This is a genomic window from Polaromonas sp., assembly GCF_039932935.1.
GTDB lineage: Bacteria > Pseudomonadota > Gammaproteobacteria > Burkholderiales > Burkholderiaceae_C > Polaromonas.
On record NZ_JBDTPB010000044.1, the window covers coordinates 34,819 to 61,190 of the forward strand.

26 protein-coding genes and 1 pseudogene are annotated in these 26,372 nt (G+C 60.8%); 12 read left to right on the forward strand and 15 right to left on the reverse strand.

Annotation, left to right across the window (positions count from 1 at the left end; translation table 11 throughout):
- Nucleotides 1-105 precede the first annotated feature (105 nt).
- Complete coding sequence (locus tag ABI546_RS07990) at nt 106-1,026, forward strand: peptidoglycan DD-metalloendopeptidase family protein (RefSeq protein ID WP_348045820.1); 921 nt, start codon at nt 106-108, stop codon at nt 1,024-1,026.
- 172 nt (nt 1,027-1,198) lie between these two features.
- Here the strand turns inward: ABI546_RS07990 and ABI546_RS07995 are convergent, their stop codons facing one another.
- Nucleotides 1,199-1,609, reverse strand: coding sequence for a VOC family protein (locus ABI546_RS07995; protein ID WP_348045822.1), 411 nt, complete (start codon nt 1,607-1,609; stop codon nt 1,199-1,201).
- Nucleotides 1,610-1,666: 57 nt separating this feature from the next.
- Between ABI546_RS07995 and rlmD the strand changes: the two genes are divergently transcribed.
- Entirely contained in the window at nt 1,667-3,163 is a 1,497-nt protein-coding gene (gene rlmD, locus ABI546_RS08000) for a 23S rRNA (uracil(1939)-C(5))-methyltransferase RlmD (RefSeq protein ID WP_348045824.1), read from the forward strand.
- A 164-nt stretch (nt 3,164-3,327) separates the two neighbouring features.
- On the opposite strand, the gene ABI546_RS08005 is transcribed toward rlmD, so the two are convergent.
- Nucleotides 3,328-4,017, reverse strand: a complete 690-nt coding sequence (locus ABI546_RS08005; protein WP_348045826.1) for a Bax inhibitor-1/YccA family protein — start codon at nt 4,015-4,017, stop codon at nt 3,328-3,330.
- Between the two features lie 193 nt (nt 4,018-4,210).
- On the opposite strand from ABI546_RS08005, the gene ABI546_RS08010 reads away from it, so the two are divergent.
- Nucleotides 4,211-4,618, forward strand: a complete 408-nt coding sequence (locus tag ABI546_RS08010) for a heme-binding protein (RefSeq protein WP_348045828.1) — start codon at nt 4,211-4,213, stop codon at nt 4,616-4,618.
- Nucleotides 4,619-4,805: 187 nt separating this feature from the next.
- Here the strand turns inward: ABI546_RS08010 and ABI546_RS08015 are convergent, their stop codons facing one another.
- The 12 genes from ABI546_RS08015 to ABI546_RS08070 form a co-directional block, all read right to left on the reverse strand.
- Nucleotides 4,806-5,024 carry a hemin uptake protein HemP gene (locus ABI546_RS08015; RefSeq protein ID WP_348045829.1) on the reverse strand — a complete coding sequence of 73 codons (219 nt, stop codon included), beginning with the start codon at nt 5,022-5,024 and terminating at the stop codon, nt 4,806-4,808.
- A 140-nt stretch (nt 5,025-5,164) separates the two neighbouring features.
- Complete coding sequence (locus ABI546_RS08020) at nt 5,165-5,575, reverse strand: biopolymer transporter ExbD (protein WP_348045831.1); 411 nt, start codon at nt 5,573-5,575, stop codon at nt 5,165-5,167.
- 66 nt (nt 5,576-5,641) lie between these two features.
- On the reverse strand, nt 5,642-6,355 hold the full coding sequence (locus tag ABI546_RS08025; RefSeq protein ID WP_348045833.1) for a MotA/TolQ/ExbB proton channel family protein: 714 nt from the start codon (nt 6,353-6,355) through the stop codon (nt 5,642-5,644).
- Nucleotides 6,356-6,383: 28 nt separating this feature from the next.
- Nucleotides 6,384-7,067 (reverse strand): energy transducer TonB, encoded by a 684-nt coding sequence (locus ABI546_RS08030; protein WP_348045835.1) that lies wholly within the window; start codon nt 7,065-7,067, stop codon nt 6,384-6,386.
- Nucleotides 7,068-7,199: 132 nt separating this feature from the next.
- Nucleotides 7,200-7,445, reverse strand: coding sequence for a (2Fe-2S)-binding protein (locus ABI546_RS08035; protein ID WP_348045873.1), 246 nt, complete (start codon nt 7,443-7,445; stop codon nt 7,200-7,202).
- A gap of 243 nt (nt 7,446-7,688) precedes the next feature.
- A complete protein-coding gene (locus ABI546_RS08040) occupies nt 7,689-8,396 on the reverse strand; it encodes a Fe2+-dependent dioxygenase (protein WP_348045837.1) in 708 nt (235 codons plus the stop codon).
- 91 nt (nt 8,397-8,487) lie between these two features.
- Nucleotides 8,488-10,440 (reverse strand): TonB-dependent siderophore receptor, encoded by a 1,953-nt coding sequence (locus ABI546_RS08045; RefSeq protein ID WP_348045839.1) that lies wholly within the window; start codon nt 10,438-10,440, stop codon nt 8,488-8,490.
- Between the two features lie 621 nt (nt 10,441-11,061).
- Nucleotides 11,062-11,538 (reverse strand): bacterioferritin, encoded by a 477-nt coding sequence (bfr, locus tag ABI546_RS08050; protein ID WP_348045841.1) that lies wholly within the window; start codon nt 11,536-11,538, stop codon nt 11,062-11,064.
- A 152-nt stretch (nt 11,539-11,690) separates the two neighbouring features.
- Entirely contained in the window at nt 11,691-12,464 is a 774-nt protein-coding gene (locus ABI546_RS08055; RefSeq protein ID WP_348045843.1) for a ferredoxin--NADP reductase, read from the reverse strand.
- Nucleotides 12,465-12,919: 455 nt separating this feature from the next.
- Nucleotides 12,920-14,494: an alkyl hydroperoxide reductase subunit F gene (gene ahpF / locus ABI546_RS08060; RefSeq protein WP_348045845.1), complete on the reverse strand. Its 1,575-nt coding sequence runs from the start codon at nt 14,492-14,494 to the stop codon at nt 12,920-12,922.
- A 102-nt stretch (nt 14,495-14,596) separates the two neighbouring features.
- Nucleotides 14,597-15,160: an alkyl hydroperoxide reductase subunit C gene (ahpC, locus tag ABI546_RS08065; RefSeq protein ID WP_348045847.1), complete on the reverse strand. Its 564-nt coding sequence runs from the start codon at nt 15,158-15,160 to the stop codon at nt 14,597-14,599.
- Nucleotides 15,161-15,367: 207 nt separating this feature from the next.
- Nucleotides 15,368-16,168, reverse strand: a complete 801-nt coding sequence (locus tag ABI546_RS08070; protein WP_348045849.1) for a TOBE domain-containing protein — start codon at nt 16,166-16,168, stop codon at nt 15,368-15,370.
- Nucleotides 16,169-16,305: 137 nt separating this feature from the next.
- Between ABI546_RS08070 and modA the strand changes: the two genes are divergently transcribed.
- Genes modA through modC form a run of 3 tightly spaced genes read left to right on the forward strand, consistent with a single transcriptional unit; the run spans nt 16,306 to nt 18,889 of the window.
- A complete protein-coding gene (gene modA, locus ABI546_RS08075) occupies nt 16,306-17,088 on the forward strand; it encodes a molybdate ABC transporter substrate-binding protein (protein ID WP_348045851.1) in 783 nt (260 codons plus the stop codon).
- Nucleotides 17,089-17,102: 14 nt separating this feature from the next.
- Nucleotides 17,103-17,789, forward strand: coding sequence for a molybdate ABC transporter permease subunit (modB, locus tag ABI546_RS08080; RefSeq protein ID WP_348045853.1), 687 nt, complete (start codon nt 17,103-17,105; stop codon nt 17,787-17,789).
- A gap of 5 nt (nt 17,790-17,794) precedes the next feature.
- The gene (gene modC / locus ABI546_RS08085; protein WP_348045875.1) at nt 17,795-18,889 is read left to right on the forward strand and encodes a molybdenum ABC transporter ATP-binding protein; all 1,095 of its coding nucleotides are present in this window, start codon (nt 17,795-17,797) and stop codon (nt 18,887-18,889) included.
- A 246-nt stretch (nt 18,890-19,135) separates the two neighbouring features.
- Here modC and ABI546_RS08090 read toward each other — a convergent pair whose 3' ends face one another.
- The gene (locus tag ABI546_RS08090) at nt 19,136-19,957 is read right to left on the reverse strand and encodes a pyruvate, water dikinase regulatory protein (protein WP_348045855.1); all 822 of its coding nucleotides are present in this window, start codon (nt 19,955-19,957) and stop codon (nt 19,136-19,138) included.
- A 199-nt stretch (nt 19,958-20,156) separates the two neighbouring features.
- Between ABI546_RS08090 and ppsA the strand changes: the two genes are divergently transcribed.
- From ppsA to ABI546_RS08120, 6 genes and pseudogenes are all read left to right on the forward strand, one after another.
- Nucleotides 20,157-22,556 carry a phosphoenolpyruvate synthase gene (gene ppsA, locus ABI546_RS08095; RefSeq protein ID WP_348045857.1) on the forward strand — a complete coding sequence of 800 codons (2,400 nt, stop codon included), beginning with the start codon at nt 20,157-20,159 and terminating at the stop codon, nt 22,554-22,556.
- 126 nt (nt 22,557-22,682) lie between these two features.
- Nucleotides 22,683-23,021, forward strand: coding sequence for a hypothetical protein (locus ABI546_RS08100; RefSeq protein WP_348045859.1), 339 nt, complete (start codon nt 22,683-22,685; stop codon nt 23,019-23,021).
- A gap of 23 nt (nt 23,022-23,044) precedes the next feature.
- Entirely contained in the window at nt 23,045-23,617 is a 573-nt protein-coding gene (locus ABI546_RS08105) for a tetratricopeptide repeat protein (protein WP_348045861.1), read from the forward strand.
- Nucleotides 23,604-23,861, forward strand: coding sequence for a DUF4212 domain-containing protein (locus tag ABI546_RS08110; protein WP_348045863.1), 258 nt, complete (start codon nt 23,604-23,606; stop codon nt 23,859-23,861). The genes ABI546_RS08105 and ABI546_RS08110 overlap by 14 nt, the downstream gene beginning before the upstream one ends.
- Nucleotides 23,862-25,973 carry a sodium:solute symporter family protein gene (locus ABI546_RS08115; protein ID WP_348045865.1) on the forward strand — a complete coding sequence of 704 codons (2,112 nt, stop codon included), beginning with the start codon at nt 23,862-23,864 and terminating at the stop codon, nt 25,971-25,973.
- Between the two features lie 332 nt (nt 25,974-26,305).
- Nucleotides 26,306-26,372: pseudogene (locus tag ABI546_RS08120) on the forward strand (30S ribosomal protein S6); the annotation flags it as partial.

Here is a 26,372-nt window from a genome sequence, read left to right on the forward strand (position 1 = left end):
CCCACAGGGCTGAGCCTGCAAATCAGACATCACAGCCATTCGACCCTCCGCTCAACCACCAGTACACCCACCAGTACACCAGTCAGATTGAAGACGAAAGAACCAATGAATCAAACCGTACGCAGTGCAGTGTCCGTGAATGCCACAGGCGCAACTCATGGCGCCCGCGCAACGCTCGGCAGGCTGGCCTTGCCATGCGCCCTGGCGGCAGCGCTGCTGCTGGCCGCGGGCTGTTCTTCGCGTTCCTTAACCCATGCACCAGTGGAAGACCGCGGCACCGGCTTGTCGCGCCCCACGCAAGGGGCGGTGGACCCGGCCAATGTCAAGCAACTGCCGGGCTTTGAGAACGCCGGCAAACCCGGGTACTACACCGTCAAGCCCGGTGACACCATGATTCGCATTGGCCTGGAAAACGGCCAAAACTGGCGCGACATCGTGCGCTGGAACAACCTTGAAAACCCCAACATCATCGAAGTGGGGCAGGTACTGCGTGTGGTGCCCCCAAGCAGTGACAACCCCCTGGTAGTGACCCGCCCCGTCTCGTCCGGGTCGGCCACCACGTCAACCGCGTCCACCACGCCGGCCCAGGCTGCCAGCGCAGCCCGTCCCGCCTCAGCACCCGCGGGCACCAGCCCGGCGCCCGCGGCTTCGGCTGATGAGGACGTGGCCTGGATCTGGCCCGCACAGGGCACGATGCTGGCCGGTTTCGATGACGCCAAAAACAAGGGCCTGGACATCTCCGGCAAAGCGGGCGACCCAGTCATTGCCTCTGCTGACGGCCGCGTGGTGTACGCCGGCGCCGGCCTGCGTGGGTACGGCAACCTCATCATCCTCAAGCACAACAACACCTTCCTGACGGCCTATGCGCACAACCAGACCCTGCTGGTGAAGGAAGACCAGAGCGTCAAGAAGGGCCAAAAGATCGCCGAGATGGGCAACAGCGATGCGGACCGCGTGAAGCTGCATTTCGAGATCCGCCGCCAGGGCAAGCCGGTCGATCCATCGCGCTATTTGCCCGCCAGGTAAGCCGGTGCCCTTGTAAAAAGGCCTCGCATCGCGAGGCTTTTTTTGTTTCGGCATCCCGGTTTGCGATTATAAGAAGAATGAGTCGACAGCCCAGGCGCAACGGGCGCAAGCAGCTATGTATTTGATAGCATTGAGGTCACCTGACGCCGCTTGATGCCCGCCGCGGCAGCCCTCAATGGGGTTGCAAAATCTCGTCGTAACCACGCCCTTTGAATTCAAGCAAGTCAATGCCGTGGCCAAAGGGGTCGGCCAATCCCGCAATGCGTCCCCAGACCCGTTCGGCCACGGGTGTTTCGAGCACTGCGCCGTGGCTTTGCAGACGCTCCACCGCTGTGTCGATGTCATCCACGACAAAATCGAGGTGAACCGGCGTCCAGTGGCGCTGATAGGTGCGCACGCTCACACTGCCCGCGAGTGGACGCGTGCCGGGCGCGTTGAACAGCAGGTCAATCGGGCTGCCTGCTCCCAGGATTTCCACGAAGTCGCTCTTGAAACGGCGGCCGACGCGCAAGCCCAGCCCTTGCGTGTAAAACGCGACCGCGCGTTCCATGTCGTCCACATCGATGCAAATACGAAGTTCCATGGTGTGTTCCTTTTGAGGCCGGGGGAAAATGGTACCGCAGCCTGAGACAATTGGTGCATGACAGAAGAAAGCCAGAACAAGCCGCTTGCCGCAGCGGTCGAATACCCGCCAGACGTGCTGGAGGTGGAGTCGCTCGATATTGAAGCCCAGGGTATTGCCCACAGGGCTGACGGCAAGGTGGTTTTTATCGAGGGCGCCTTGCCTTTCGAGCGGGTGACTGCCAATGTTTACCGCAAAAAAAGCAGTTTTGAAAAAGCGATGGTGATGGCCGTTCACCGCGAGTCGTCCCAGCGCGTGCGCCCGGCATGCCCGCACTTCGGCATGCACACCGGCGCGTGCGGCGGCTGCAAGATGCAGCATTTGCATGTGGGGGCGCAGGTGGCGGTGAAGCAGCGTGTGCTTGAAGACAACCTCTGGCACATCGGCAAGGTCAAGGCAGACAATCTGCTGCGGCCCATCGAGGGGCCGGCATGGGAATACCGCTATCGTGCGCGGCTGTCGGTGCGTTATGTGCGCAAAAAAGGCGCTGTGCTGGTAGGTTTTCATGAACGCAAAAGCGGCTATGTGGCCGACATGACCGAGTGCCATGTGGTGCCCCGGCACGTCAGTGACCTGCTGGTGCCGCTGCGCGAGCTGATCGGCAGCATGGATGCGAAGGAAACCGTACCGCAGATCGAGTTGGCGTGCGGCGACGAGGTGACCGCGATGGTGCTGCGCCATATGGAGCCCCTGAGCCCGGGCGATCTCGCGCGCCTGCGTGCTTTCGCTGCGCAATATCCCGGCCTGCAGTGGTGGTTGCAACCGGGTGGGCTCGACACCGTGAAGCTGCTTGATCCTTCGACAGGCTCAGGACAGGCTTTGGAGTTGAGTTATGCCCTGCCGGAGTTTGACGTCCTCATGCCGTTCAAGCCGACCGATTTCACCCAGGTCAACCCGCACATCAACCAGGTGCTGGTGTCGCGTGCCTTGCGCATGCTGGCCGTGCAGCCGGATGAACGTGTGATCGACTGGTTTTGCGGCCTGGGCAATTTCACGCTGCCGCTGGCCACGCGTGCCCGCGAGGTGCTGGGGATCGAGGGCAGTGAAGTCCTGGTGGCCCGTTCACGCGAGAATTTTGAAAGAAACAGGCCTGCATCCGGCGTCCGCCGTGCGCTGGCAGCTACAGAATTTGTAGCGCGCAACCTGTTTGAAATGACGCCGGCGATGCTGGTGAAGGACGGCCGTGCCGACAAATGGCTGGTAGACCCTCCGCGTGAAGGCGCCTTTGAGCTGTTCAAGTCCCTGGCGGCGCTGCACCAGCAGATCGTCAGCGGCGTGCCGTGCGACGACGGGGACCAGCAGCAAAGCCTGGCCCTGAACGGCTGGTCACCGCCGCAGCGCATCGTGTACGTGAGCTGCAACCCGGCCACCCTGGCGCGGGATGCGGGCGTGCTGGTGGACAGCGGCGCCTACCGCTGCACGGCAGCCGGCGTGGTCAACATGTTTCCGCACACGGCGCATGTGGAGTCCATTGCGGTGTTTGATTTGGCCCCCATGGTCTCTCACTGCGTGTAGCTCCCTGCCCCCCGAGGGGGCCGCGGCGCCTGCGGACTGGCAGAGCCAGATCCGCGGCCCCGGCTTGAATTGGAGAAGCCCCAAGCTCACCCTGCGGAGAATGACACGAGGTGCGCATGAAAAAAGGGCCCTGAGGCCCTTTTTTTGTTCTGTAGCGAAGTGGATCAGTCCCGTTCGCCGCCGAAGATGCCCAGCAGGGCGAGCAGGCTCTGGAAGATATTGAACAGGTCAAGGTAAATGGCCAGCGTGGCGCTGATGTAGTTGGTCTCGCCGCCGTCAATCACCTGTTTCAGGTCATATAGCAGGTAGGCGCTGAAAACAGCGATGGCCAGCGTGCTGATCACGGCCATCATCATGGTCGAGCCAATAAACACATTGATAACCGCTGCCACCATGATGACCAGAGCCCCGGCGAAGAGCCATTTGCTCATGCCGCTCAGGTCACGCTTGATGACAGTGGCAAGGCTCGCCATCACAAACATCACACCGGCGGTACCGGCAAAGGCGGTCATGACGAGGGAGGCCCCATTGCTGAAGCCCAGCACCATGCCAATCATGCGCGAAAGCATGAGGCCCATGAAGAAGGTAAAGCCCAGCAGCACGGGAACGCCCGCAGCCGAGTTCTTGGTTTTCTCGATGGCGAAGATAAAGCCGAAGGCACCGCCGAGGAATACGATCAGGCCCAAGCCGCCCGTCAGGGACCGCGTGATGCCCGTGGCAACGCCCAACCAGGCGCCCAGCACAGTAGGCAACAGGCTCAGCGCCAGCAGCCAGTAGGTATTTCGCAGGACCTTGTTGCGTTGCTCGACACTGGAAGCAAGGCCGTAGTCGAGGGTTTGAACATTGTCAGTCATGAAAGTCGTCTCCGAGGCGCCAGCAAATGCAGGCAAGATTATTTTAGGGCGCATTGCCGTTTTTCCAGATCCCACTCCCTACTTTTTGTAAGGGTTCTATAAGCTAATTTGCCTGCAATGCCGGTGAAGAGGGCATTCAAATTTGCGTATGCTCGGTGTCTTTGCCAATAAACCTCCGGGAATCCCTCAGACCATGAAATCCAAAGCAGTGCTTGAATCCGCCGACGTCAAACTCATCGCAGCCGCTGCCGAAGCAGAAGCCCTCAAGAACAACTGGGCTGTGACGATCGCTATCGTCGACGACGGCGGCCATCTGCTGCACCTGCAGCGCCTGGACGGCGCGCCACCCATTTCCTCACACATCGCACCCTCCAAAGCCAACACGGCAGCCATGGGCCGCCGCGAGAGCAAGGTCTATGAGGACGTCATCAACGGCGGCCGCACGTCCTTCCTGTCGGCGCCTTATATCCACGGCATGCTCGAAGGGGGCGTTCCCATCGTGAAAGACGGTCAGTGCATCGGTGCCGTGGGCGTGAGCGGCGTGAAGTCCAGCGAGGATGCGCAAATTGCGCGTGCAGGCATGGCCGCAATCGGCCTCTAGACCCACCTGCTGAAGACGCAAAAAAAGCCGACCTTGGGTCGGCTTTTTTGCGTTTGCCTGAAGTGGAAAAAAAGCCTGGCTAAACAACTCCAGAGAGTCTGTGGCTGGCTAAAAACGACCTTGGGAGCTTGGTAGCCCCGGATCGCCCCACGATGAAACTAAAAAAACGGGAAAAGTGGATACGGCCTTACTTGGTCAAGATCAACTTGCCCAGGCGGGTCGCCTGCAAGCGGTACGTTGATCCGTTGTGATTGATTTCTACTGCCTTTTGCCCACGCAGGATTTCCGTGCTGTTGACGCTTGCGGCAGAAGAGCCTGTCCCATGGCTGCCGGAAGCGGCCTGTGTGTGTGCAGGCGTGCGGGCAGGAAGGCTCAAGGTGTGGGAAGCGGGCAGTGCGATGGACATGATGGTTAAACCTGATTGGGTTTCGTTAAGTTAATGATAACCATTCTCATTTAAAAGTCAAGCAAGTTTCGGCCGGGATGCATTTTTTTACGTCAATGGAAATAGAAAAGCCCGCCGGCGTTGCTGCGGGCAGGCTCTCATCAGTTCTTGGGTTCGGTGATGAAGCCGATCTTGCGCAACCCGGCCTGCTGCGCTGCCGCCATGGCCTGCGCCACGCGTTCATAACGCACGGCTTTGTCGCCGCGGATGTGGAGGTCCGGCTGCGGATTCTGGGCTGCGGCGGACTTGAGCTGGCTCCCAAGCTCTTCGTCGCTGACTTTGGTTTCGTTCAGGAAATAGCTGCCTTCGGCGTCCACGCTCAGGCGAACCGTTTCCGGTTTGATGTTCTGCGCTTCGTTGGACGCACGCGGCAGGTCAATGTTGACGGAGTGCTTCATCACGGGCACCGTGATGATGAAGATGATGAGCAGCACCAGCATGATGTCCACCATGGGCGTCATGTTGATTTCGTTCATCACTTCATCGCTGTCGTCTTGGGTTCCAAAGGCCATGGTGCTTCTCGATCACGAAATAAGAGCCCGCCTTAAGGCGGCGGGGTTGGTGGGCAGGGGCCGCGTTCAGGCCTTTTTCATGGGGACAACGTTCGCCTGGCCGCTGGCACTCACGCGGGCACCGGTGACGAAGTAGGCGTGCAGGTCGTGGGCAAAGCGGCTGAGTTTTTGCAGGACGCCTTTGTTGCCGCGCACCAGCGCGTTGTAGCCCAGCACGGCCGGGATCGCGACCGCCAGACCCAGGGCCGTCATGATCAGCGATTCGCCGATGGGGCCGGCCACCTTGTCGATGGTGGCCTGGCCGGCGGCGCCGATGGAGAGCAGCGCGTGGTAGATGCCCCATACGGTGCCGAACAGGCCCACAAAAGGCGCGGTCGAACCCACCGACGCCAGAATGGCCAGGCCGGACTGCAGTTTGGCGGTGAATTCGTCGATGGCATTACGCAAGGTGCGCGTGACCCAGTCGCTGACGTCCAGGGCGTCGTGCAGGTGTGCCTTGGTGTTGCGGTGATGCAGCGTGGCTTCACGGCCCTCCAGGGCGAGCTGGCGGAAAGGGTTGGTAGGGTCGCCACCCAGCTTGGTCAGGCCGGCCGCAAAGTCTTCGCTGTGCCAGAAGTCTTCCGCTGAGCGGGCGATCTTCTTGTACTTGATGAGGTCAAGCGTCTTGATGACGATGACCATCCACGAGGCAAGCGACATCACCAGCAGCAGCAGCGCCACCGATTTGGTCACGATGTCGCCCTGGCTCCAGACGTTGGCAAGGCCGAATTGGGAATTCATGAATCAATACTCCACGGGTTTCAAAAAATTACTCAAGGACGAAATTGATGGGGACGTTGAACCACATCTCTTCGGCCACGCCGCCCCGCTTGCCGGGCACATAGCGCCAGCGCATCACGGTGGTGACTGCCGCCTGGTCAAGCCGGTCAAATCCGCTTGACTGGCGGACTTCGGTTTTCTTCGCCTGGCCGTCCGCGCCGATCAGCACGCGCACCACCACCTTGCCCTGTTCACCCAGACGCCGGCTGATGGGCGGGTAGGCGGGCTTGGGGTTTTGCAGATAGTCAGCATCGCTGGAAGGAAGCAGCACCGCTGGCGGCGCGGGCGGTGTAACCGGCGCCACGGCGACCGGTGCGGGTGGCAGCGGCGGCGTGACCACGCCGGTAGGTGCATTGGGCGAAGGCGTTGGGTCCGTGATGGCCAGGGGCTGAGGCGCGGGTTTCACGGGGGCCTTGGCGACGGTTTTTTTCTGAACAGTCGGCGTGGGCGGGGTAGGCGGCACTGGCTCCACCTTGGGCGCAGGCGGGTCAACGAACCGGGTGAGGATTTCTGCCGGCACGATGATTTCGGCGGCGCGCATCAGCAAGCCGCTTTGCAGCGCCCAGATAAACCCCACATGCAGTGCCACCACGGCCAGCGCGATAACGGCGTTGCGGCTAAGGGGCTGACGCGGGGGCGCAGGGCGGGGCGCGCTGGAAAAAGTGGCGTTCATCGGAAGGTGAATGGGTGGGCGAATGGCCGCGTGTGAGCCACGATGGGGGCGGGTGGCGAAGCCGGGGCTAGCGGCGGAAGATCCACCACGCGGAGCCTACCACCAGGACCAGGCTCACGGGGAGCGCCGCTATCAGCGCTGAGGAGAGGGTTGCGAGATGTTCCATGGCCTGCCTTCCAGAGTGTGGGTGGCGAGCTTGATGTTGGCGCTTGGGCATGTGGCGCTGCACTGCGCGACAACGTCACGCGCGCAACCTTCGCACTGGCCGCACTGGGTGGCTACGCCCAGTTCGAACTGGATCTCGTCAAAGCCGAGGCCTGCTCGCGCATGGCGGGCAATTTCGCGGTCGGAGATTCGGCGGCAGACACAAACGATCATGGCATTGGCTTGGCTGGTGATTGATTCAATCGGTAGGTGATTATAAATGCGAATCTGTCGCATTTGCAATCGTGACGAATGATTTAATGCCAGCGGGGGTCATTGGGAAGGCGTTTCAGGCTGCAGTTTTTAAGAGAAAACCGCAGTTTCCCCATATGGGACGGGCGCAAGCAGCTGTAAATTCAATAGCGATAAGCCTGTCTTGCCAAGACCCTTCACGGCGTAGGGCGGGCGCTTCCCGCCTTACACCTCAGCCCACATACGCAGCAGGTTGTGATAGCAGCCTGTGAGCCGGACCACTTCGGCGCTTTCGGCCGCGCCCGGGGCAGCGCGGTCCAGGTCTTTTTGCCTTAGCGACGTGATGGCCATGTCCATCTCATACAGGAGCCGGCGCTGCGCATCAGCGCGGACCATGCTTTCAATCCAGAAAAAGCAGGCCAGCCGTTCGCCGCGCGTGACGGGCTCCACCCGATGCACCGAGGTGCCCGGGTACATGACGAGGTCGCCGGCTTCGAACTTGATGCGCTGTTCTCCGTAGGTGTCTTGCACCACCAGTTCACCGCCGTCGTAACTGGCCGGATCGCTCAGGAAAAGCGTGCAGGAGATGTCGGTGCGTATGTGGCGGGCGGTGGCGGCGTGTGTACGCACCGCGTTGTCGATGTGGTTGCCGAAGTGGTTGGCGTCTCCGCTGTAGCGGTTAAAGAGCGGCGGATAAACCGACTTGGGCAGCGCGCCGGTCACAAACATCGGGTTGCGGGCCAGCGCCACCGACACGATGTGGCGCGCCTGCTGGGCAGCGGGCAGCTCTTCAGGCAACTGCAGGTTGTTCTTGACGGTACCGCTTTGGCTGCCAGCGGTGATGCGGCCGTCGGCCCAGTCGGCACCCAGGATGAGCTGGCGAACCTGCACGAGTTCGTCTGGCGGAAGAGCTTGTTGAATGCGAAGCAGCATGGAGGGATCTCCGGAAGGATCGCTTAAATGAAAAAAGGCACCCGGAGTATCCCCCAGGTGCCCGAGACTTTGAAAACCGCTTTTTCTGAAATCAGAACTTGCTGGTCCAGGTTGCACGCAGGCTGCGTTCAGGTGCAGCAGGGCCGGGCCATCCCGTGTACAAAGCGGTGTAATAGACCTTGTTGAACACGTTGTCCAGGTTGACCTTGATAGAGTTGTTCTGGTTGATCTGATATTCAAGCAGGGCATCGAATTTGGTGTACCCCGGCACACTATTGGTCGTTGGCACAGGCAAAGCCGGTTTGTTTTTGCTGACAGCCGTCAAGCCACCGCCCACGCGCCACTTGTCAGAAAACCGGTAGGTGGTCCACAGATTGGCCTGACGGTGAGGGAGCAATCCAGGCTCTTGTCCCACGCTTGCGGCTGAGGCTGGGCTCGAACCGGCCTTGTCGATGATGCCGCGCATGAACGCAATGCCAGCAAAGACATCCCAGCTTGGAGTCAGACGGCCTGCAATCTCAAACTCCAGGGAGTTGGTGTGGCGTTGCCCTGACAACAGAAACTCGGTACCGCCGGGCACTGTCTGCGTGTCGGTGCTGCGTTCGTTGAACTTGTCTGTTCGGGCGAGAGCCGTACGCAGTGACAAATCCCCGTCAAACAGCTCCCATTTGGCACCAATTTCGATGTTGCGGCTTTTTTCCGGCGGGGTGTTGGCACTCGTCGCGTCGTATTGATACAGATCGCCCGACGTATTGAAGGAGGTGCCGTAGGAAACGTAGTAGCTCACCTCGTCGCTTGGCTGATACATCACGCCAAGGCGGGTGCTCAGGAGATTGTCCGAACGGGACAGCCTGCCGCCAGTGACGCGGTCGTAATCGCCTTTAAAGCTGTCGTGTCGCAGTCCACCGACCAACTTCCATGTTTGCGTCAGGCTGATGATGTCCTGTGCATATACCCCTACCGTAGTTGCGGTGAAGTTGTTGGCCCATGTTCGTACCCGGGTGTCTGCAACACCTGCATTGCTTGCAATGCCGACGGTAGTCGACGGTTTGCCCGGAACGTTCGCGTAGCTGTCCCTGCCCGATTGCTCCAGCGCGTATTCGCCTCCTACCAGCAGGTCATTTTTCAGGCCGAACCAGTTTGTTTTGGTGACATAGTCGCTCTGCAAAAACGTATGCCGGTCTTGCCCTGCCCGTGTCTGGTTGCCGCGATTGACGACAGTATTTGAGTTGAAATTGCCTTGCGTAACGGTATTGGCGAACCCGTTAATTTGGGTAGCCCACAAATCACGTTTGAAATGTCCGTCTCGCAGCGTTGTTTTCAGGGTGCTGCCATCTGCCCAGCGATGCGTATGCGTACCGGTGACGATATCGGCGCTGTCGCGCTGATAGTCGGAATCCACGCCGTACCACTTGTCGGGTGAAAAAGGCGCAGGCGCGTTCTGCAGCCAGCGCCCGCCAAGGTCGGGCTTGTCGCTGTAGTTAAGGTGGTACAGGCTGACCATGAACTCATCCGCCGTACCAATACCCCAGCGGTAATCTGCAGCCAAACCGCGACGGTGCGTCTCGGCCTTTCCAGCGCGACCGTCCCAGTCCGTGGTCATGACTCCAATGCGCAATGCGGCATCGTCGGATGTCTTGAAATTGAAATCACCCGACAGCCGCAAATAGTTTCCCGTACCTATCGTTGTATTTACTTCATGCTCTGTGATCAGGCGTGGAGTCTTGCTGACCTGATTGATGATGCCCCCTGTAGAGCCACGGCCAAAAAGCATGGACGCAGCGCCGCGCAGCACTTCGACACGGTCGTAGTTGAAGGTGTCCCGGTTGTATTGCGAGATGTCGCGCATGCCGTCCAGGTAGATATCGCCGGCAGCACTGAAACCGCGCAGGCGAATGTTGTCGCCGATGCGGCCGCCTTCTCCGGCTTCAAAGGTGATACCCACAACGTTTTCAAGAGCGCTCTTGAAACTGTCTTTCCCCTGGTCGTGAATCAACTTCTCATTGACGACTGTGAGCGATTGGGGAATGTCCTTGGCGGCCAACGGTGCTTTGCCGACGCTGGTAATGCCGCTCTGGTAGGTCTGATTGGCGCGATCCCGTGTGCCGGTTACCGTGACGGGCGCCAGGCTTTTGCCTTCCAGGGGCGTCGCGGGTGTGGACGATGTGGTGGTGGTCGCCCCGGTGCTTGGCGTTGGGGTAATGCTTTGGGCCCAGCCAGATACGGAAACAGCCAGCATCAGCGCACCCAGCGGGAGCAGGGCCTTGTCGGAAGATACGGTTGGATGAGCAGTCAGGCCCACTGGTGAGGTGACATTGTCAGAGCCCTTGAGGCGGGACTTTTTATTGCGCGCAGCGCGGGCGGAAGGGTGTGCCAAGGTGGCCTCCAAGCGTGGCCCTGCCTGGGCAGGCGGACCGGGTTCAGAAAAAAGCTTGGCTGGTTCGTGTGCTCCGCGCACGCGAGTTGGCTCGCTCGTAAAGTTCGCCCGAAGTGTATCTCAAATGATAATGATTCGTAATATCTCGTGAAGAAATCCTGCTGACATGTTGCGGTGGCACCTCAATGTTTTGACCCACCAAACCGGGATCAAAGTCAGCGGCTAAAACAAAAAAGGGGCCCTGAGGCCCCGTTTTGTATTCGCCCCCAAAGGGGCAATTGCATCTGGTTAACTCAACTCGCCCATTTGACTCTGCAGGTAGTTCTGCAGGCCGACCTTGCCGACGAGGTCGATCTGGGTTTCCAGGAAGTCGATGTGCTCTTCCGTGTCGTCCAGGATTTCCTGCAGCAAATCGCGGGAGACATAGTCACGCACACTTTCGCAGTGGGCAATGCCATCCTTGATGGTGGCCTGCGCGCCGGTTTCGGCTTTGAGGTCGCAGTTCAGGGCTTCGGGAACATCCTCGCCGATCATGAGCTTGCCCAGGTCCTGCAGATTGGGCAGGCCGTCGAGCATGAAAATGCGGTCCATGAGCTTGTCGGCGTGCTTCATCTCGCCGATGGATTCCTCATATTCCTTCTTTGCCAGCTTGTCCAAACCCCAGTGTTTGTACATGCGGTAGTGCAGAAAGTACTGGTTGATGGCCGTCAACTCGTTCTTCAGCTGCGCTTGCAGGTGGGCAATGACTTGTGCGTCGCCTTTCATGGGAATTCCTTATCGTTGTAGTGCGGATCGCCGATTGTCACTGGCTGCGAGCCGTAACTCAAGCATTCCCCTGCTGGCGCGGTCTGGTTGCGTTTGATTGTGAGAAACGTTCGCATTGCAAACGTTTCCCCGCGGGCCGCATCAGCGCCGGGTTAGCGCTCGGCGAATGCGCGCTCCACCACAAAATGGCCGGCTCGCTGCATATTGCCCTCGTTAAAGCCGCGCTCTTCGAGCATCGCCTTGATGTCGCGCAGCATGTCGGGACTGCCGCACAGCATCAGGCGGTCGTTGTCGGTGGAGATCGCCGGCAGGCCGAGATCGGTGTAGATCTTGCCTGACTGCATGAGCTCGGTGATGCGGCCTTCGTTGCGAAAGCGCTCGCGTGTCACGGTGGGGTAATACATCAAGCGGCCGCGCACCAGCTCGCCCAGGAACTCATGCTCGTGCAGTTCATGCTCGATCAGCTCGCGGTAGGCCAGCTCGGCGCTGGTGCGGCAGCCATGCACCAGCACCACGCGCTCAAAGCGTTCGTAGGTGTCGGGGTCTTTGATCAGCGACAGGAAGGGGGCGAGACCCGTGCCGGTGGCCAGCAGCCACAGGGTCTTGCCGGGCAGCAGGTTTTGCAGCAGCAAGGTGCCGGTGGGTTTGCGTCCCACCAGGATGTCGTCGCCTGGCTTCAGATGCTGGAGCCGTGAGGTCAGTGGGCCATCAGGCACCTTGATGCTGAAAAATTCCAGCTGGTCTTCATGGTTGGCGCTGGCCACGCTGTAGGCGCGCAGCAGCGGTTTGCCGTCCACCGGCAGGCCAATCATGGTGAACTGGCCGTTGACAAACCGAAACCCGGAGTCCCGCGTGGCCGTGAAACTGAAGAGGTTGTCGGTCCAATGGTGGACCGAAAGAATGCGTTCGGTGTTAAAGGCGCTCATGGATGACAGTTGGGTGGCGGTTGGATAGCGGTTGGATGACGAGCCGGCAATGCGAAGCGGGAGATTGGGAAAGTGGGGTATCTGCCCACATCGCGCGTCGCACAGGCGAAGTGATAGATTTTATCGAAGCACACATGGCTATTCCTGGACGCAGGCTGCGGTAGGCAGCGACACGGCAATCTGCGACAAGCACCGCCGTAGAAACCTTTTGCTATTGTTTTAATAGCTGCTTGCGCTCGTTCTATAAGGGCTACAGACCGTTTTCTATGAAATTCCAGCTTGAAGCTGGCTTGGGAATGAATGCGTGACCCAACAGATCCGCATATGCATATAGCAAAAAATTCGGAGCTTTTCGGCGCTTAGGGGGCTTCAGCCGCGCCTGGGGACAAGGAAACGGCCGCCTTGGCCAGGCGGCCGATCCTCAGACTACCGCTATCTACATGGAGAACAAGCGATCAATGCGTGGCAGCAATCGGGCTGCGAATCAGGTAGTCAAAGGCGCTCAGTGCCGCTTTCGCGCCTTCGCCTGCGGCGATGATGATTTGCTTGAACGGCACGGTCGTGACGTCGCCCGCCGCAAATACACCCGGGACCGAAGTCTGTCCTTTGGCGTCGACAATGATCTCGCCGTGTTTGGACAAATCCACCACGCCTTTGAGCCAGTCGGTATTGGGCACCAGGCCGATCTGGATGAACACGCCTTCGAGCTCCACGGTTTTCAGCTCGCCGCTGGCGCGGTCTTTATAGACCAGGCCATTGACCTTCTGGTCGCCGGTGATTTCGGTCGTCTGCGCGTTGGTGAACACCGTCACGTTAGGCAAGCTGTTCAGCTTGCGCTGCAATACGGCGTCGGCGCGCAGCGCGGTGTCGAACTCGATCAGCGTCACATGGCCGACGATGCCGGCCAAGTCAATAGCCGCCTCAACGCCCGAGTTGCCGCCACCGATCACCGCCACGCGTTTGCCTTTGAAGAGTGGGCCGTCGCAGTGCGGGCAGTAGGCCACGCCCTTGTTCTTGAACTCGTGCTCGCCGGGCACGTTGATGTTGCGCCAGCGCGCGCCGGTCGAGATCACGATCGACTTGCTCCGGAGCGAGGCGCCGCTTTCAAGCTGCACTTCAATCAGGTTTTTGTCCGGCCCGCTGTTCGGTACCAGCGCCTTGGCGCGCTGCAGGTTCATGATGTCCACGTCGTAGTTACGCACGTGTTCTTCCAGTGCGTGGGCAAATTTGGGGCCTTCGGTTTCCTTGATGGAAATGAAGTTTTCGATGCCCATGGTGTCCAGCACCTGGCCGCCAAAACGCTCGGACGCAACACCGGTGCGAATGCCTTTGCGTGCGGCATACACGGCCGCGGCCGCGCCGGCGGGGCCGCCACCGACGATCAGCACGTCAAAGGCTTCCTTGGCGTCAATGTTCTTGGCTTCGCGCTCGACGCCGCTGGTGTCGATCTTCGCGAGGATTTCTTCCAGGCTCATGCGGCCGTTTCCGAACATGGTGCCGTTGAGAAAGACCGTCGGCACGCCCATGATCTCGCGCTCCTTCACTTCGTCCTGGAAGGTGCCGCCCTCGATCATCGTCGTCTTGATGCGCGGGTTCTGCACCGCCATCAGGTTCAGCGCCTGAACCACATCCGGGCAGTTGTGGCAGGTGAGCGAGACATAGACCTCGAAGTCGAAATCGCCGTCGAGCGCCTTGATCTGGTCGAGCACTGCCTGTTCGACCTTGGGCGGATAACCACCAATCTGCAGCAGCGCCAGGATCAGCGAGGTGAATTCGTGCCCCATCGGCAGGCCGGCAAAACGCGGGCCGTGGTTTTCGCTCGGGCGGTTGATTGAGAACGAGGGCTTGCGGTGTGTGTCATCGCGGCTTTCGGTCAGCTTGACCAGTGGCGACGCAGCCGCTACGTCCTTCAGCAGCGACAGCACTTCACCGGAGGCTTCGCTGTCGTCGAGCGAGGCAACGATTTCAATCGGCTGCGTGGCGCGTTCGAGGTAGCTTTTCAGTTGGGCTTTGGTGGCGTCGTCGAGCATGAGGAACTCACTTTCAATTTCAATGGGGAACAAAAAAGCCCGGGACGGCACACCTACACGTGTGCCGGGGCCCGGGCCTTCGTCAGGAAGGCAGCAGGGCGCTTAGATTTTTCCGACGAGGTCGATGGAAGGAGCAATCGTCTTGGCGCCTTCATTCCATTTGGCAGGGCAGACCTGGCCGGGGTGGGCGGCGGTGTACTGGGCAGCCTTCAGCTTGCGCAGGGTTTCCTTGACGTCACGGGCGATCTCGTTGGAGTGGATTTCGGCGGTCTTGATGATGCCTTCGGGATTGATCACGAAGGTGCCGCGCAGTGCCAGGCCTTCTTCGGGGATGTGCACGCCAAAAGCGTTGGTCAGCGTGTGGGTCGGGTCGCCCACCAGCGGGAACTTGGCCTTGCCAACGGCAGGGGAGGTCTCATGCCAGACCTTGTGGGAGAAGTGCGTGTCGGTGGTCACGATGTAGACCTCTGCACCGGCCTTCTGGAACTCGGCGTAGTTGTCAGCCGCATCTTCAACTTCGGTTGGGCAGTTGAAGGTGAACGCAGCCGGCATGAAGATCAGGACCGACCATTTGCCCTTGAGCGATTCGTCGGACACGTCGATGAACTTGCCGTTGAGGAAAGCTTGGGTCTTGAACGGTTGAACTTGGGTGTTGATCAGGGACATGTTTGATTCCTATTAGGAGAGGGTTGAAACGTTTCGCAAAATGATAGTTTAACACTGTTAATTCATACTTATCGATAGTCATTTGCTATTTACTAAATAGATTTGGTTGGACCTTACGTGTCGTAACGGCTTGGCCCTGACTCCGATTTTTGCGGTTGGGCTGTGGGCAGCGCCGTGCCGTTATCTTTAGAAGCGCCGGGCTGACACTCAGGCCGAAAGGGCGATCACGAGGGACGATTCATCCACCAGGGCTTGAACCGGGGACCGGACTTTCAGCCCGCTGCCGGAAAGCGCAAAGCCCACAAGCTGAAGTCCTCCGTCGAGTTGCAGCGCCACCTCGTCGCCAGTAGTACCGCGGCTGACGCGCACAGCCTGCCCATTGAGGCCTTGCACGCCTGATGGCGAGGCGGTCGCGTTTGGCTGTGTCGTCACCGTCACCGCCGTGGCCTTGCACAAGGCCAACACCGTCTGTCCCTTTTTCAAACCGAGCAGCTCGGCGCTGGCCTTGGTGATACGTGAGACCAGCAGCGCGCCGCCGGCCAGCTTCAGGTGTACACGCGCCATCTGTCCCCGAACTTCCAGTTTGTCGACCTGACAAGGCAACTGGTTGCGCATGCTGGTGCGCACGCTCATGTTCGAAAGCGCCGGCAGCGCGCGGGGCAGCAGCAGTTCGTTGGCCTTGAACGCGGCCAGCACCTGGCTGCGGGTTTCGTTCAAGAGGCCTGCCACGGCCAACAGTTTCTGGCCGGCCGGGGTCAGGGTGGCGCCGCCGCCGCCCGAGCCGCCCACGGCGCGCTCCACCAGTGCCACGCCGGCCAGGTTGGTCAAGGTGTCGATGGCCTGCCAGGCCGCTTTGTAGCTGACCTTGGCCTGCCGCGCCGCCTGCGAGATCGAGCCGCTTTCACCGACTAGGCGCAGGATCTCGATCCGCTTGTCGGCTGGCTCGTGGCTGAAGGCGCTGGCGAAAGAGGGTGCGCTTGAAGGTACCGCGAGGGCTGCTTTTTTCATGGGCTGTCCGGAAAATGAGGCCACCCCATCAAGGCGGGCAGTAAGCGCTATTCTAAAATAGAATAGCGCTGGACAAGCAGGGCCACAGGTAGTGCGCCCATGGCGTCTTTCACTTTCCTCACCGGAGTCATTTCCCCATGTCATCAACCACACGGCGCTGGCTGCCGGTGTTGTCAGCTCTAATCTTCGCCACCGCCACCGCCACCGCCTTCGTCCCGGCGCTGGCTGGCGAAGTCCAGGTGGCGGTGGCCGCGAACTTCACGGCGCCCATGAAGCAGATCGCCGCCGACTTTGAAAAAGACACCGGCCACAAGGCGGTGCTGAGCTTCGGCGCGACGGGCAAGTTTTACGCGCAAATCACCCATGGCGCACCGTTTGACGTCTTCCTGGCGGCCGACGACGAAACGCCCGCCAAACTTGAAAGGGAAGGCGCAGCCGTGAATGGCAGCCGCTTTACCTATGCCACCGGCAAGCTCGTGCTGTGGTCGGCCCAGCCCGGCGTGGTCGATGCAGAGGGCGAGGTCTTGAAAAAGGGCGACTTCAAAAAGATAGCCATCGCCGCGCCCAAGCTCGCGCCCTATGGCGCGGCAGCCGTCGAAACGATGAACAAGCTGGGATTGCACGCCGCGCTTGAGCCCAAGCTTGTCATAGGTGAAAGCATTGGTCAGGCCTTCAGCTTTGTCTCGACCGGCAACGCCGAGCTAGGCTTTGTCGCGCTATCGCAGGTGTATGAGGGTGGAAAAATCAAGTCCGGTTCGGCCTGGATTGTTCCGGCCAACCTGCATAGCCCGATCCGCCAGGATGCAGTGCTGCTGGCCAAAGCCAAAGCCAAAGACAGCAAGGCCGCTGAGCAACTGATGGCTTATTTAAAAACCGACAAGGCCAGGGCGGTGATCCGCTCATTCGGCTACGAACCCTGAAGAGACGCTGAACCATGCTCGACGATGCAGGCTTTCAGTCACTGGTGCTGACCCTGAGGCTGGCGGCCACCACCACGGCGTTGCTGCTGCTGGTGGGTACGCCGCTGGCCTGGTGGCTGGCGCGTACGCGTTCGTGGCTCAAAGGGCCGGTGGGCGCCCTGGTGGCTTTGCCGCTGGTCTTGCCGCCGGTGGTGCTGGGCTTCTACCTGCTGGTGCTGATGGGCCCCAACGGCCCGGTGGGCCAGCTCACACAGTCACTGGGCTGGGGCGTCTTGCCCTTCAGCTTTTCCGGGCTGGTGGTGGGCTCGGTGCTGTATTCCATGCCCTTTGTGGTGCAGCCTTTGCAAAATGCGTTTGAGGCGATAGGCGAGCGGCCGCTGGAAGCCGCCGCTACTCTGCGCGCGTCGCCGCTGGACACTTTTTTCAGTGTGGTGCTGCCGCTGGCCCGGCCCGCCTACCTCACAGCCGCCGTTATGGGCTTTGCGCACACGGTGGGCGAGTTCGGCATCGTGCTCATGATGGGCGGCAACATTCCTGGCAAGACACGTGTGGTGTCGGTGCAGATTTACGATCATGTGGAAGCGCTCGAATACCAACAGGCGCATTGGCTGGCCGGCGGGCTGCTGGTGTTTTCCTTCCTGGTGTTGCTGGCCCTGTACACCCTGCAGCCGGGGCGGCGCAAAAAAGGGCAGGGCGCATGAGGCCGATGGATCCGGCCGAGGCCGTTGCGGGCATTTCTGCTTCGTTTCGCCGCGCGTTTGCGGGTTTTTCGCTTGACGTGGCGCTGGCTGTGCCGGGGCGCGGCGTCACGGCTATTTTTGGCCCATCGGGCTCCGGCAAGACCAGCCTGCTTCGCAGCATCGCGGGCCTGGAGCGCGCCGGCAGCGGCTATCTTGCGGTCAATGGCGAGATCTGGCAGGACGATGCGGCCGGCATCTTTTTGCCGGTGCACAAGCGCCCGCTGGGCTATGTGTTCCAGGAGGCCAGCCTGTTTGCCCACCTGGACGTGCGCCGCAACATGGACTTCGGCCTGCGCCGTGTGCCGCCGGCCCAGCGCCGCGTTTCGCTGGAGCAGGCCATCGAACTGCTGGGCCTGCAAACATTGATGGAGCGCATGCCCGGAACACTCTCGGGCGGCGAGCGCCAGCGTGTGGCGATCGCTCGGGCGCTGGCCACCAGCCCGCGCCTTCTGCTGATGGACGAGCCCCTGGCTTCGCTGGACATCGCCCGCAAGGCCGAAATCCTGCCTTACCTGGAGCGCCTGCACGATGAGCTGGACATGCCGGTGCTGTATGTCAGCCACGCCCCCGACGAGGTCGCGCGGCTGGCAGATCACCTGGTGCTGCTGGACGCCGGCCGCGTCACGGCGTCGGGTCCCACGCGTGAACTGATGACGCGGCTGGACCTGCCGCTGGCGCATGGCGATGCCGCCGCCGCGGTCATTGACGCCACGGTCTGCGCGGTAGAGCCAGCCTGGCACATGAGCCACGCCGACTTTTCGGGTGGCCGCATCAGCTTGCTCAACCCGGCGCTGCACATCGGTCAGCGTGTCCGCATCCGTATCCAGGCCCGCGACGTCAGCCTCACGCTGGAGCGTCAGGAGGGCACCAGCGTGCAGAACATTTTTGCAGTGACTGTCGCCCATCTTTCAGCCGACAGCCCCGGCCAGGTGATGGTGGGGCTGGATGCCGGCGGCCACCCGCTGTTGGCACGCATCACCCTGAAATCGGCTGAGGCGTTGCAGCTGCAGCCGGGCAGCCGGGTGTTCGCGCAGGTCAAGGGCGTGGCGGTGCTGGGGTGAGTGCTGCGGTGGCACAGACTGTCATCAAGATGCTATGAATAAGATAGCTGCTTGCGCTTGTCAGTATTGGGCTGGAGGCCGATTTTGTATGTGAAATGGGCCGAAAATGCGGATCTGCGGTCGCCGTCGCCAGTTTTTAAGCTGCTGCAAGCCGTTTGCGGCCGATTTTATGCATCAAATCACGCTCCAGCCCAGTCAGGGACAGCGCAAGCAGCTATCAAAAATGTAGCAAATTGAAGTCGCGTCTCAGTACTCCAGCCGCTCCGGCCGGATTTCCTGCAGGATGGTGGTGGCGATTTCTTCGATGGACTTGGTGGTGGTGGACAGCCAGCGTATGCCTTCGCGCCGCATCATGGCTTCGGCCTCATGGATCTCGTCGCGGCAGTTCTCCAGGCTCGCGTACTTGGAGTTGGGCCGGCGTTCATTCCTGATCTGGCTCAGGCGTTCGGGAGCAATCGTGAGGCCGAAGATTTTTTTGCGGTGCGGCACCAGCGCTGGCGGCAGCTGGCGGCGGTCAAAGTCTTCGGGGATCAGCGGATAGTTGGAGGCTTTCAGTCCGTACTGCATGGCCAGGTAGAGCGAGGTCGGCGTCTTGCCGCTGCGGCTCACACCCACCAGAATCACGTCGGAGCCGGCCAGGTCGCGGTTGCTCTGGCCGTCGTCGTGCGCCAGCGAGAAATTGATGGCCTCGATGCGGTCGTCGTATTCCTTGCTTTTGGATGCGTCTGAAAACCGGCCCACCCGGTGGTTGGACTTGATGCCCAGCTCGCCTTCCAGCGGCGCCACGAACATGCCGAACATGTCCAGCAGCATGCCGTTGCAATGGGCCTTGATGACCGCCAGGATCTCCATGTTCACCAGCGTGGTGAAGACGATGGGCCGTTTGCCCTCCACATCGGCCGTATGGTTGATCTGCCGGATCGCCTGATGGGCCTTGTCCACGCTGTCGATAAAGGGCAGGCGGACATGGCGCGGCTTGAATTCAAACTGCGCCAGGATGGCGTTACCAAAGGTTTCAGCGGTAATGCCGGTGCCGTCGGAGATGAAAAACACGGTGCGTTGGGACATGGAAGGGCGGGAATTGAGGGTTTGGCTGGTTGAAAGCTGGGTGAAAGCCTGACACGGCGCATCCTGCGCAGGGCCTCTACAATCGTGGCAATTATCCAGTTTGTCACATCATGCCCCGCCACAACCCCTTCCAACAACAACAAGGTTGCCTGCCGCGCATGATGAATTCCCCGGTTTTTAAACCTCCCGGAGTATTTTCATGTCCAAGCTTTTTGAGGCGACCGCCCTGGTCGTACCGTTTGAAAACCTGAGGATGACAGACGTCGAGTCTGTCGGCGGCAAGAACGCCAGCCTCGGCGAAATGATCTCGCAACTGCCCACCGGCCCCCAGGGCGTGCGGGTGCCCACCGGATTCGCGACGACGGCCCACGCTTTTCGCGTGTTCCTGGCCCACGACGGGCTCGACAAAAAAATCAACGGCGTGCTGGACACGCTCAACACCGACGACGTGCGCGCGCTGGCCGAAGCCGGTGCCAAAATCCGCACGCTTGTTGAAGCCCAGCCTTTCCCGGCCGACCTCGAAAAAGCCGTGCGCGACAGTTTTGCCGCCTTAAGCGCCGGCAATGCGCAGGCTAGTTTTGCGGTGCGCTCATCGGCTACCGCCGAGGACTTGCCCGATGCATCGTTTGCCGGCCAGCAGGAAACTTTCCTGAACGTCGTCGGTATCGAGGACGTGCTGCACAAGATGAAAGAGGTGTTCGCCTCGCTCTATAACGACCGTGCCATCAGCTACCGCGTGCACCAGGGCTTTGCCCACTCCGATGTGGCGCTTTCCGCCGGCATCCAGCGCATGGTGCGCAGCGACAAGGGGGCGGCCGGCGTGATGTTCACCATCGACACCGAAAGCGGCTTTGAAGATGTGGTGTTTATCACCTCCAGCTACGGCCTGGGCGAAACGGTGGTGCAGGGCGCCGTCAACCCGGACGAGTTTTACGTGCACAAACCCATGCTGAAAGCGGGCAAACGCGCCGTCATTCGCCGCAATCTGGGCAGCAAGCTGCTGCAGATGGAGTTCACCAGCGCCGACGAGAAAAAAGCCGGCGGCAAGCTGGTCAAGACAACCGACGTGCCGACCGAGCTGCGCAACCGCTATTCGCTGACCGACACCGACGTTGAGCAGCTCGCCCGCTACGCGCTCATCATTGAGGTGCATTACGGCCGCCCGATGGACATCGAGTGGGGCAAGGACGGCATCGATGGCGAGCTCTACATCCTGCAGGCGCGTCCTGAAACCGTGAAGAGCCAGTCCAAGGGCAAGGCCGAGCAGCGCTACAAGCTCAAGGGCACGGGTACCGTGCTGGCTGAAGGCCGTGCGATCGGCCAGAAGATCGGCACCGGCGCGGTCCGCATCGTGCACGACATCAAGGACATGGACCAGGTGCAGGCAGGCGATATCCTGGTGACCGACATGACCGACCCGAACTGGGAGCCGGTCATGAAGCGCGCCAGCGCCATCGTGACCAACCGCGGCGGGCGCACCTGCCACGCGGCCATCATTGCCCGCGAGCTCGGCATTCCTGCCGTGGTCGGTTGCGGCGACGCGACTGAAACGCTGAAGGATGGCATGCTGGTGACGGTGAGCTGCGCTGAAGGCGACACCGGCAATATTTATGAAGGCCTGTTAGAGACCGAAGTGACCGAGGTGCAGCGCGGCGAAATGCCGCCGATCGACCTGAAGATCACCATGAACGTCGGCAACCCGCAGCTGGCATTTGACTTCTGCCAGATCCCCAACCATGGCGTCGGCCTGGCGCGGCTTGAATTTGTCATCAACAACAACATCGGTGTGCACCCCAAGGCGATTCTTGATTACCCCAATGTGGATGCCGACCTGAAAAAAGCCGTAGAAAGCGTAGCCCGCGGCCATGCCTCGCCGCGTGCGTTCTATGTCGACAAGGTGACAGAAGGCGTGGCCACTATCGCGGCAGCCTTCTGGCCAAAGCCGGTGATCGTGCGTCTGTCGGACTTCAAGTCCAATGAATACCGCAAGCTGATCGGCGGCTCACGTTACGAGCCCGAGGAAGAAAACCCGATGCTCGGCTTTCGCGGTGCATCGCGTTACCTCAGCCCTGATTTTGGCGAGGCCTTTGCGATGGAGTGCGAAGCGCTCAAGCGCGTGCGCGACGACATGGGCCTGGCCAACGTCGAAGTCATGGTGCCCTTTGTGCGCACCCTGGGCCAGGCCAAAAAGGTCACGGACCTGCTGGCCCAGCACGGCCTCAAGCGCGGCGAGAAGGGCCTGCGCGTAATCATGATGTGCGAAGTGCCCAGCAATGCCATCCTGGCCGACGAGTTCCTCGAGTACTTTGACGGTTTCTCGATCGGCTCGAACGACCTGACCCAACTCACGCTGGGCCTGGACCGCGACTCGGGCCTGGCCATTCTGGCCGAGGACTTCGACGAGCGCGACCCGGCCGTCAAGGCCATGCTGAGCCGGGCCATTCAGGCTTGCCGGCGCGCGGGAAAATACGTCGGCATCTGCGGCCAGGGGCCCAGTGACCACCCGGACTTTGCACAATGGCTCAAGGACGAGGGCATTGGATCCATTTCCCTCAATCCCGACACCGTGATCGACACGTGGAAGCAGCTGGCCAACTGAAACGGTAGGCGAATGAGTTGAAAGGGTGCGTTGCCGAGAAATCCGCAGCGCATTTTTTTGGCGTGAGCTCAAGGGAAAACCCCCGGTGGCAGGCGCTTTCCCGGGATGCAAACGGCAAGGCCTCCGATGACAATCGAAGCTCTACCTTTCTTCTTTCCTGTGCCATCCATGCTTGTCGTCGCCACCATCGCCAAATTGCTCGCTGAAATCGCGCTGCTTGCGTTCGCCGGCCAATGGGTGGTGGGCTTGCTTGCAGGCGCCGCACGCGACAGCAATCCGTTTTACCGTGTGCTTCAGGGGGTGGGCCTGCCTTGGGTCAAGGCGGCGCGCTGGATATCTCCGCGGGTGGTGATAGACCGCCATTTGCCGTTGGTGGCCTTTTTGGTGCTGTTGCTTGTGTGGGTCGCTGCTGCCATTGCCAAAGTCCGCATTTGCCTGGAAATCGGGGTGGCATTGTGCAAATAGGGGTCACGCTCCAATACGGTTTTTTGAAGCTACGGGCATGGCTGCTGCTCGCCTGCGCCAAACAACCCGCCGCGCTGGCAACGTTTGAGCAGATGCTGCTGCTACGGCCTTCAGATGCGTATGCACTGGCCAGCCACGGGCATGTGGCGGCGCAACTTCGTCTCCTGCAGGAATCCATTGCCAGCTTGCGGCAATTGACAGTTGTCAGGCCTGAGCATGCAGCGGCCTGGTTCAACCTGGGCTATGTGCTGCAGCAAGCGGAACGCCATGGCGAGGCTGGGCACGCCTTCGAGCGCGCGCTTGCACTTGACCCGCGCCTGGACCCCGCCTGGTATGGCCTGGCGCTGGTGCATATTCACGCACGCCGTTTTGAAGAGGCCGCCGAGGCCTTGCAAAAGAACACAGCATTGCAGCCCCTGGGCCCTCACGGCTGGTACCGGCTCACGCAGGTCTGGCTGGCGCTGGACCAGCCCGACAAGGCGCGCAAGGTCATCGCGCACCTGCGGCGCTTTGAGCCGCGCGTGGCCGCGCAACTGGAACGCGAAAACGGTGCCGCGTTTGCCACCGCAGGCGGAGTGGCTGATGCAGCCCACTGAGAGCCATCGCCGCTACTGGCGCAAGAACCTCGTCGTGACGGCTGTGCTGCTGCTGATCTGGTTCAGCGTCACGTTTGGCGTGAGCTACTTTGCACGGGCATTGAGCTTCACGTTTTTTGGCTGGCCCTTCAGCTTCTGGGTGGGTGCGCAGGGCGCCCTCGTCGTGTATTGCCTCATCGTCGGCTTTTATGCCTGGTACATGAACCGGCTCGACATCGAGCATGACGTCGCGGACGAGGACTGAATGGCCGGCTTCTTTGGTTCGCGCGACGGAGTCATGCTTTCAAGCCAGCAGTTTAAAAAGCAGCTGGACCGGGTATATCGCTGGTATACGCTGGGTCTTGTGGTGTTTGTCGCCGTTTTGGCCCTTCTGGAACGCATGGGCCTGCCGCGACTCTGGATTGGCACCGCCTTCCTGCTGGCCACCATTGGCCTGTATGCGGGCATAGGCGTCATGAGCCGCACCACCGATGCCTCCGAATACTACGTGGCGGGGCGGCGTGTACCGGCGATCTACAACGGCATGGCCACCGGCGCCGACTGGATGTCAGCCGCCTCGTTCATCGGCCTGGCGGGCACGCTCTACCTCACGGGCTACAGCGGCCTGGCGTTCATCATGGGCTGGACGGGTGGCTATTGTCTGGTGGCGCTGGTACTGGCGCCTTACCTGCGCAAGTTCGGGCAGTTCACCATTCCCGACTTTCTCGGAGAACGTTACGGCGGACGCCTGCCGCGGCTCATTGGTGTGGGTGCGGCGATTTTGTGCTCTTTTACGTATCTGGTAGCGCAAATTTACGGTGTGGGTTTGATCACGTCTTACCTCACCGGGATTGCCTTCGAGCTCGGCATCTTTTTGGGCCTGGGCGGGATTCTGGTGTGTTCGTTCCTGGGCGGCATGCGCGCGGTGACCTGGACCCAGGTGGCTCAATACATCATCCTGGTGGTCGCCTACCTGATTCCGGTGGTCTGGTTGTCGGTCAAGCAGACCAGCATTCCGGTGCCGCAACTGGTGTACGGTTTTCAGCTTGAAAAAGTGACCGCCAAGGAAAAAGAGCTGTCGGAAAACCCGAAAGAGCTGGCAGTGCGCGAACTCTTCAAGCAACGTGCTGACGCGCTCACCCGCAAGCTGGAACACCCGGCGTCGGCACTTGCCGCTGACCGGCAGGCGGCGACCCGGCGCATGGAGCAACTCAAGGGGGCCAATGCGTCAGTCGCTGAAATTTCATCGGCAGCCCGGGCCTTGGCCGTCATGCCCCGGGACGAAACCGCTGCCGTCAAGTTGTGGACCGCAGCCAGGGCGGTGGCTGAAACCAAAACCCAGCCGCTCAACGGCATGCCTCCGCACGCGGCGCAATTCTCGGGCGATCCCCAGGGCACACCCAAGGAGCAGGAAAGCTACGACGTCTCCCGCCGAAACTTCCTGGCTCTGGTGTTTTGCCTCATGGTGGGGACGGCCGCGTTACCGCACATCCTGATGCGGTATTACACGGTGCCTAGCGTCAGGGAAGCGCGCCAGTCGGTGACATGGTCGCTGTTTTTTATTTTTGTTCTTTATTTCACGGCGCCGGCGCTGGCGGTGCTGGTGAAGTACGAAATCTTCACCGTGCTGGTCGGCACGTCGTTTGACCAATTGCCCGCGTGGGTGCACTCCTGGACGCGAGTGGACCCTTCGCTGCTGTCGGTGACAGATATCAACAAGGACAACATTTTGCAGCTCAACGAGATGACCATAGGCGGCGACATCATCGTGCTGCTGACGCCCGAACTGGCCGGGCTGCCGTATGTCATTTCGGGGCTGGTGGCCGCTGGTGGGTTGGCGGCCGCGCTGTCGACCGCAGACGGCCTGCTGCTGACGATTGCCAACGCCCTGGGCCACGACCTTTATTACAAAATGATCGACCCCAACGCTTCGACCGTGAGTCGGGTCACAGTGTCCAAGATCCTGCTGCTGATCGTGGCCCTGCTTGCGGCCTATGTGGCGGCACAAAAGCCTGCGGACATCCTCTTTCTGGTGTCGGCGGCGTTCTCATTTGCCGCCGCCTCATTTTTCCCGGCGCTCAGCCTGGGAATCTTCTGGAAGCGGGCCAATGGCATAGGCGCGGTGCTGGGCATGGTGTCCGGCCTGGGCGTGACGTCGTACTACATGTTCACCAATCAGGCCTGGCTGCGCGCCACCTTCGGCATCACCTCGCCGGTGCAGCTGTGGTGGGGTATAGACCCGATCTCAGCCGGACTTTTCGGCGTTCCGGTCGGTTTTGCGGTGATTGTGCTGGTGAGCCTGGTCACCCGACCCCCAAGCCAGAAAGTCCAGGAACTGGTCGAATACATCCGCTATCCGGACCTGAAGCGTCTCTAGAGGCCGTTGCCCGAGGCTGGATCCCCAATGGGCACGTCGAAGCCGGAGCAGGGCTCCCCCACCAGCTGGGGCTGCGGAACTGGCTTTGCCAGGCCGCAGGCGCAGCGCACCCTCGGGGGTAGAGAGCCACATGCAGTGGCCGAACGTGGGCCCCCATCTTTACCAGCATGAGCCGCGGGACTGGCTTTGCCAGACCGCAGGCGGGCGGCCCCCTCGGGGGGCAGGGAGCTACACGAAGTGAGCGACCGTGGGGGCATGCTATACTCTTGGGCTTCGCCTTGCTGCACCCTTAACGACGCTGGGGCAGCTTCAATCAACCACAAGGAGAGTTTATGCGTCACTATGAGATCGTCTTGCTGATCCATCCGGATCAAAGCGAGCAAGTCCCAGCCATGCTGG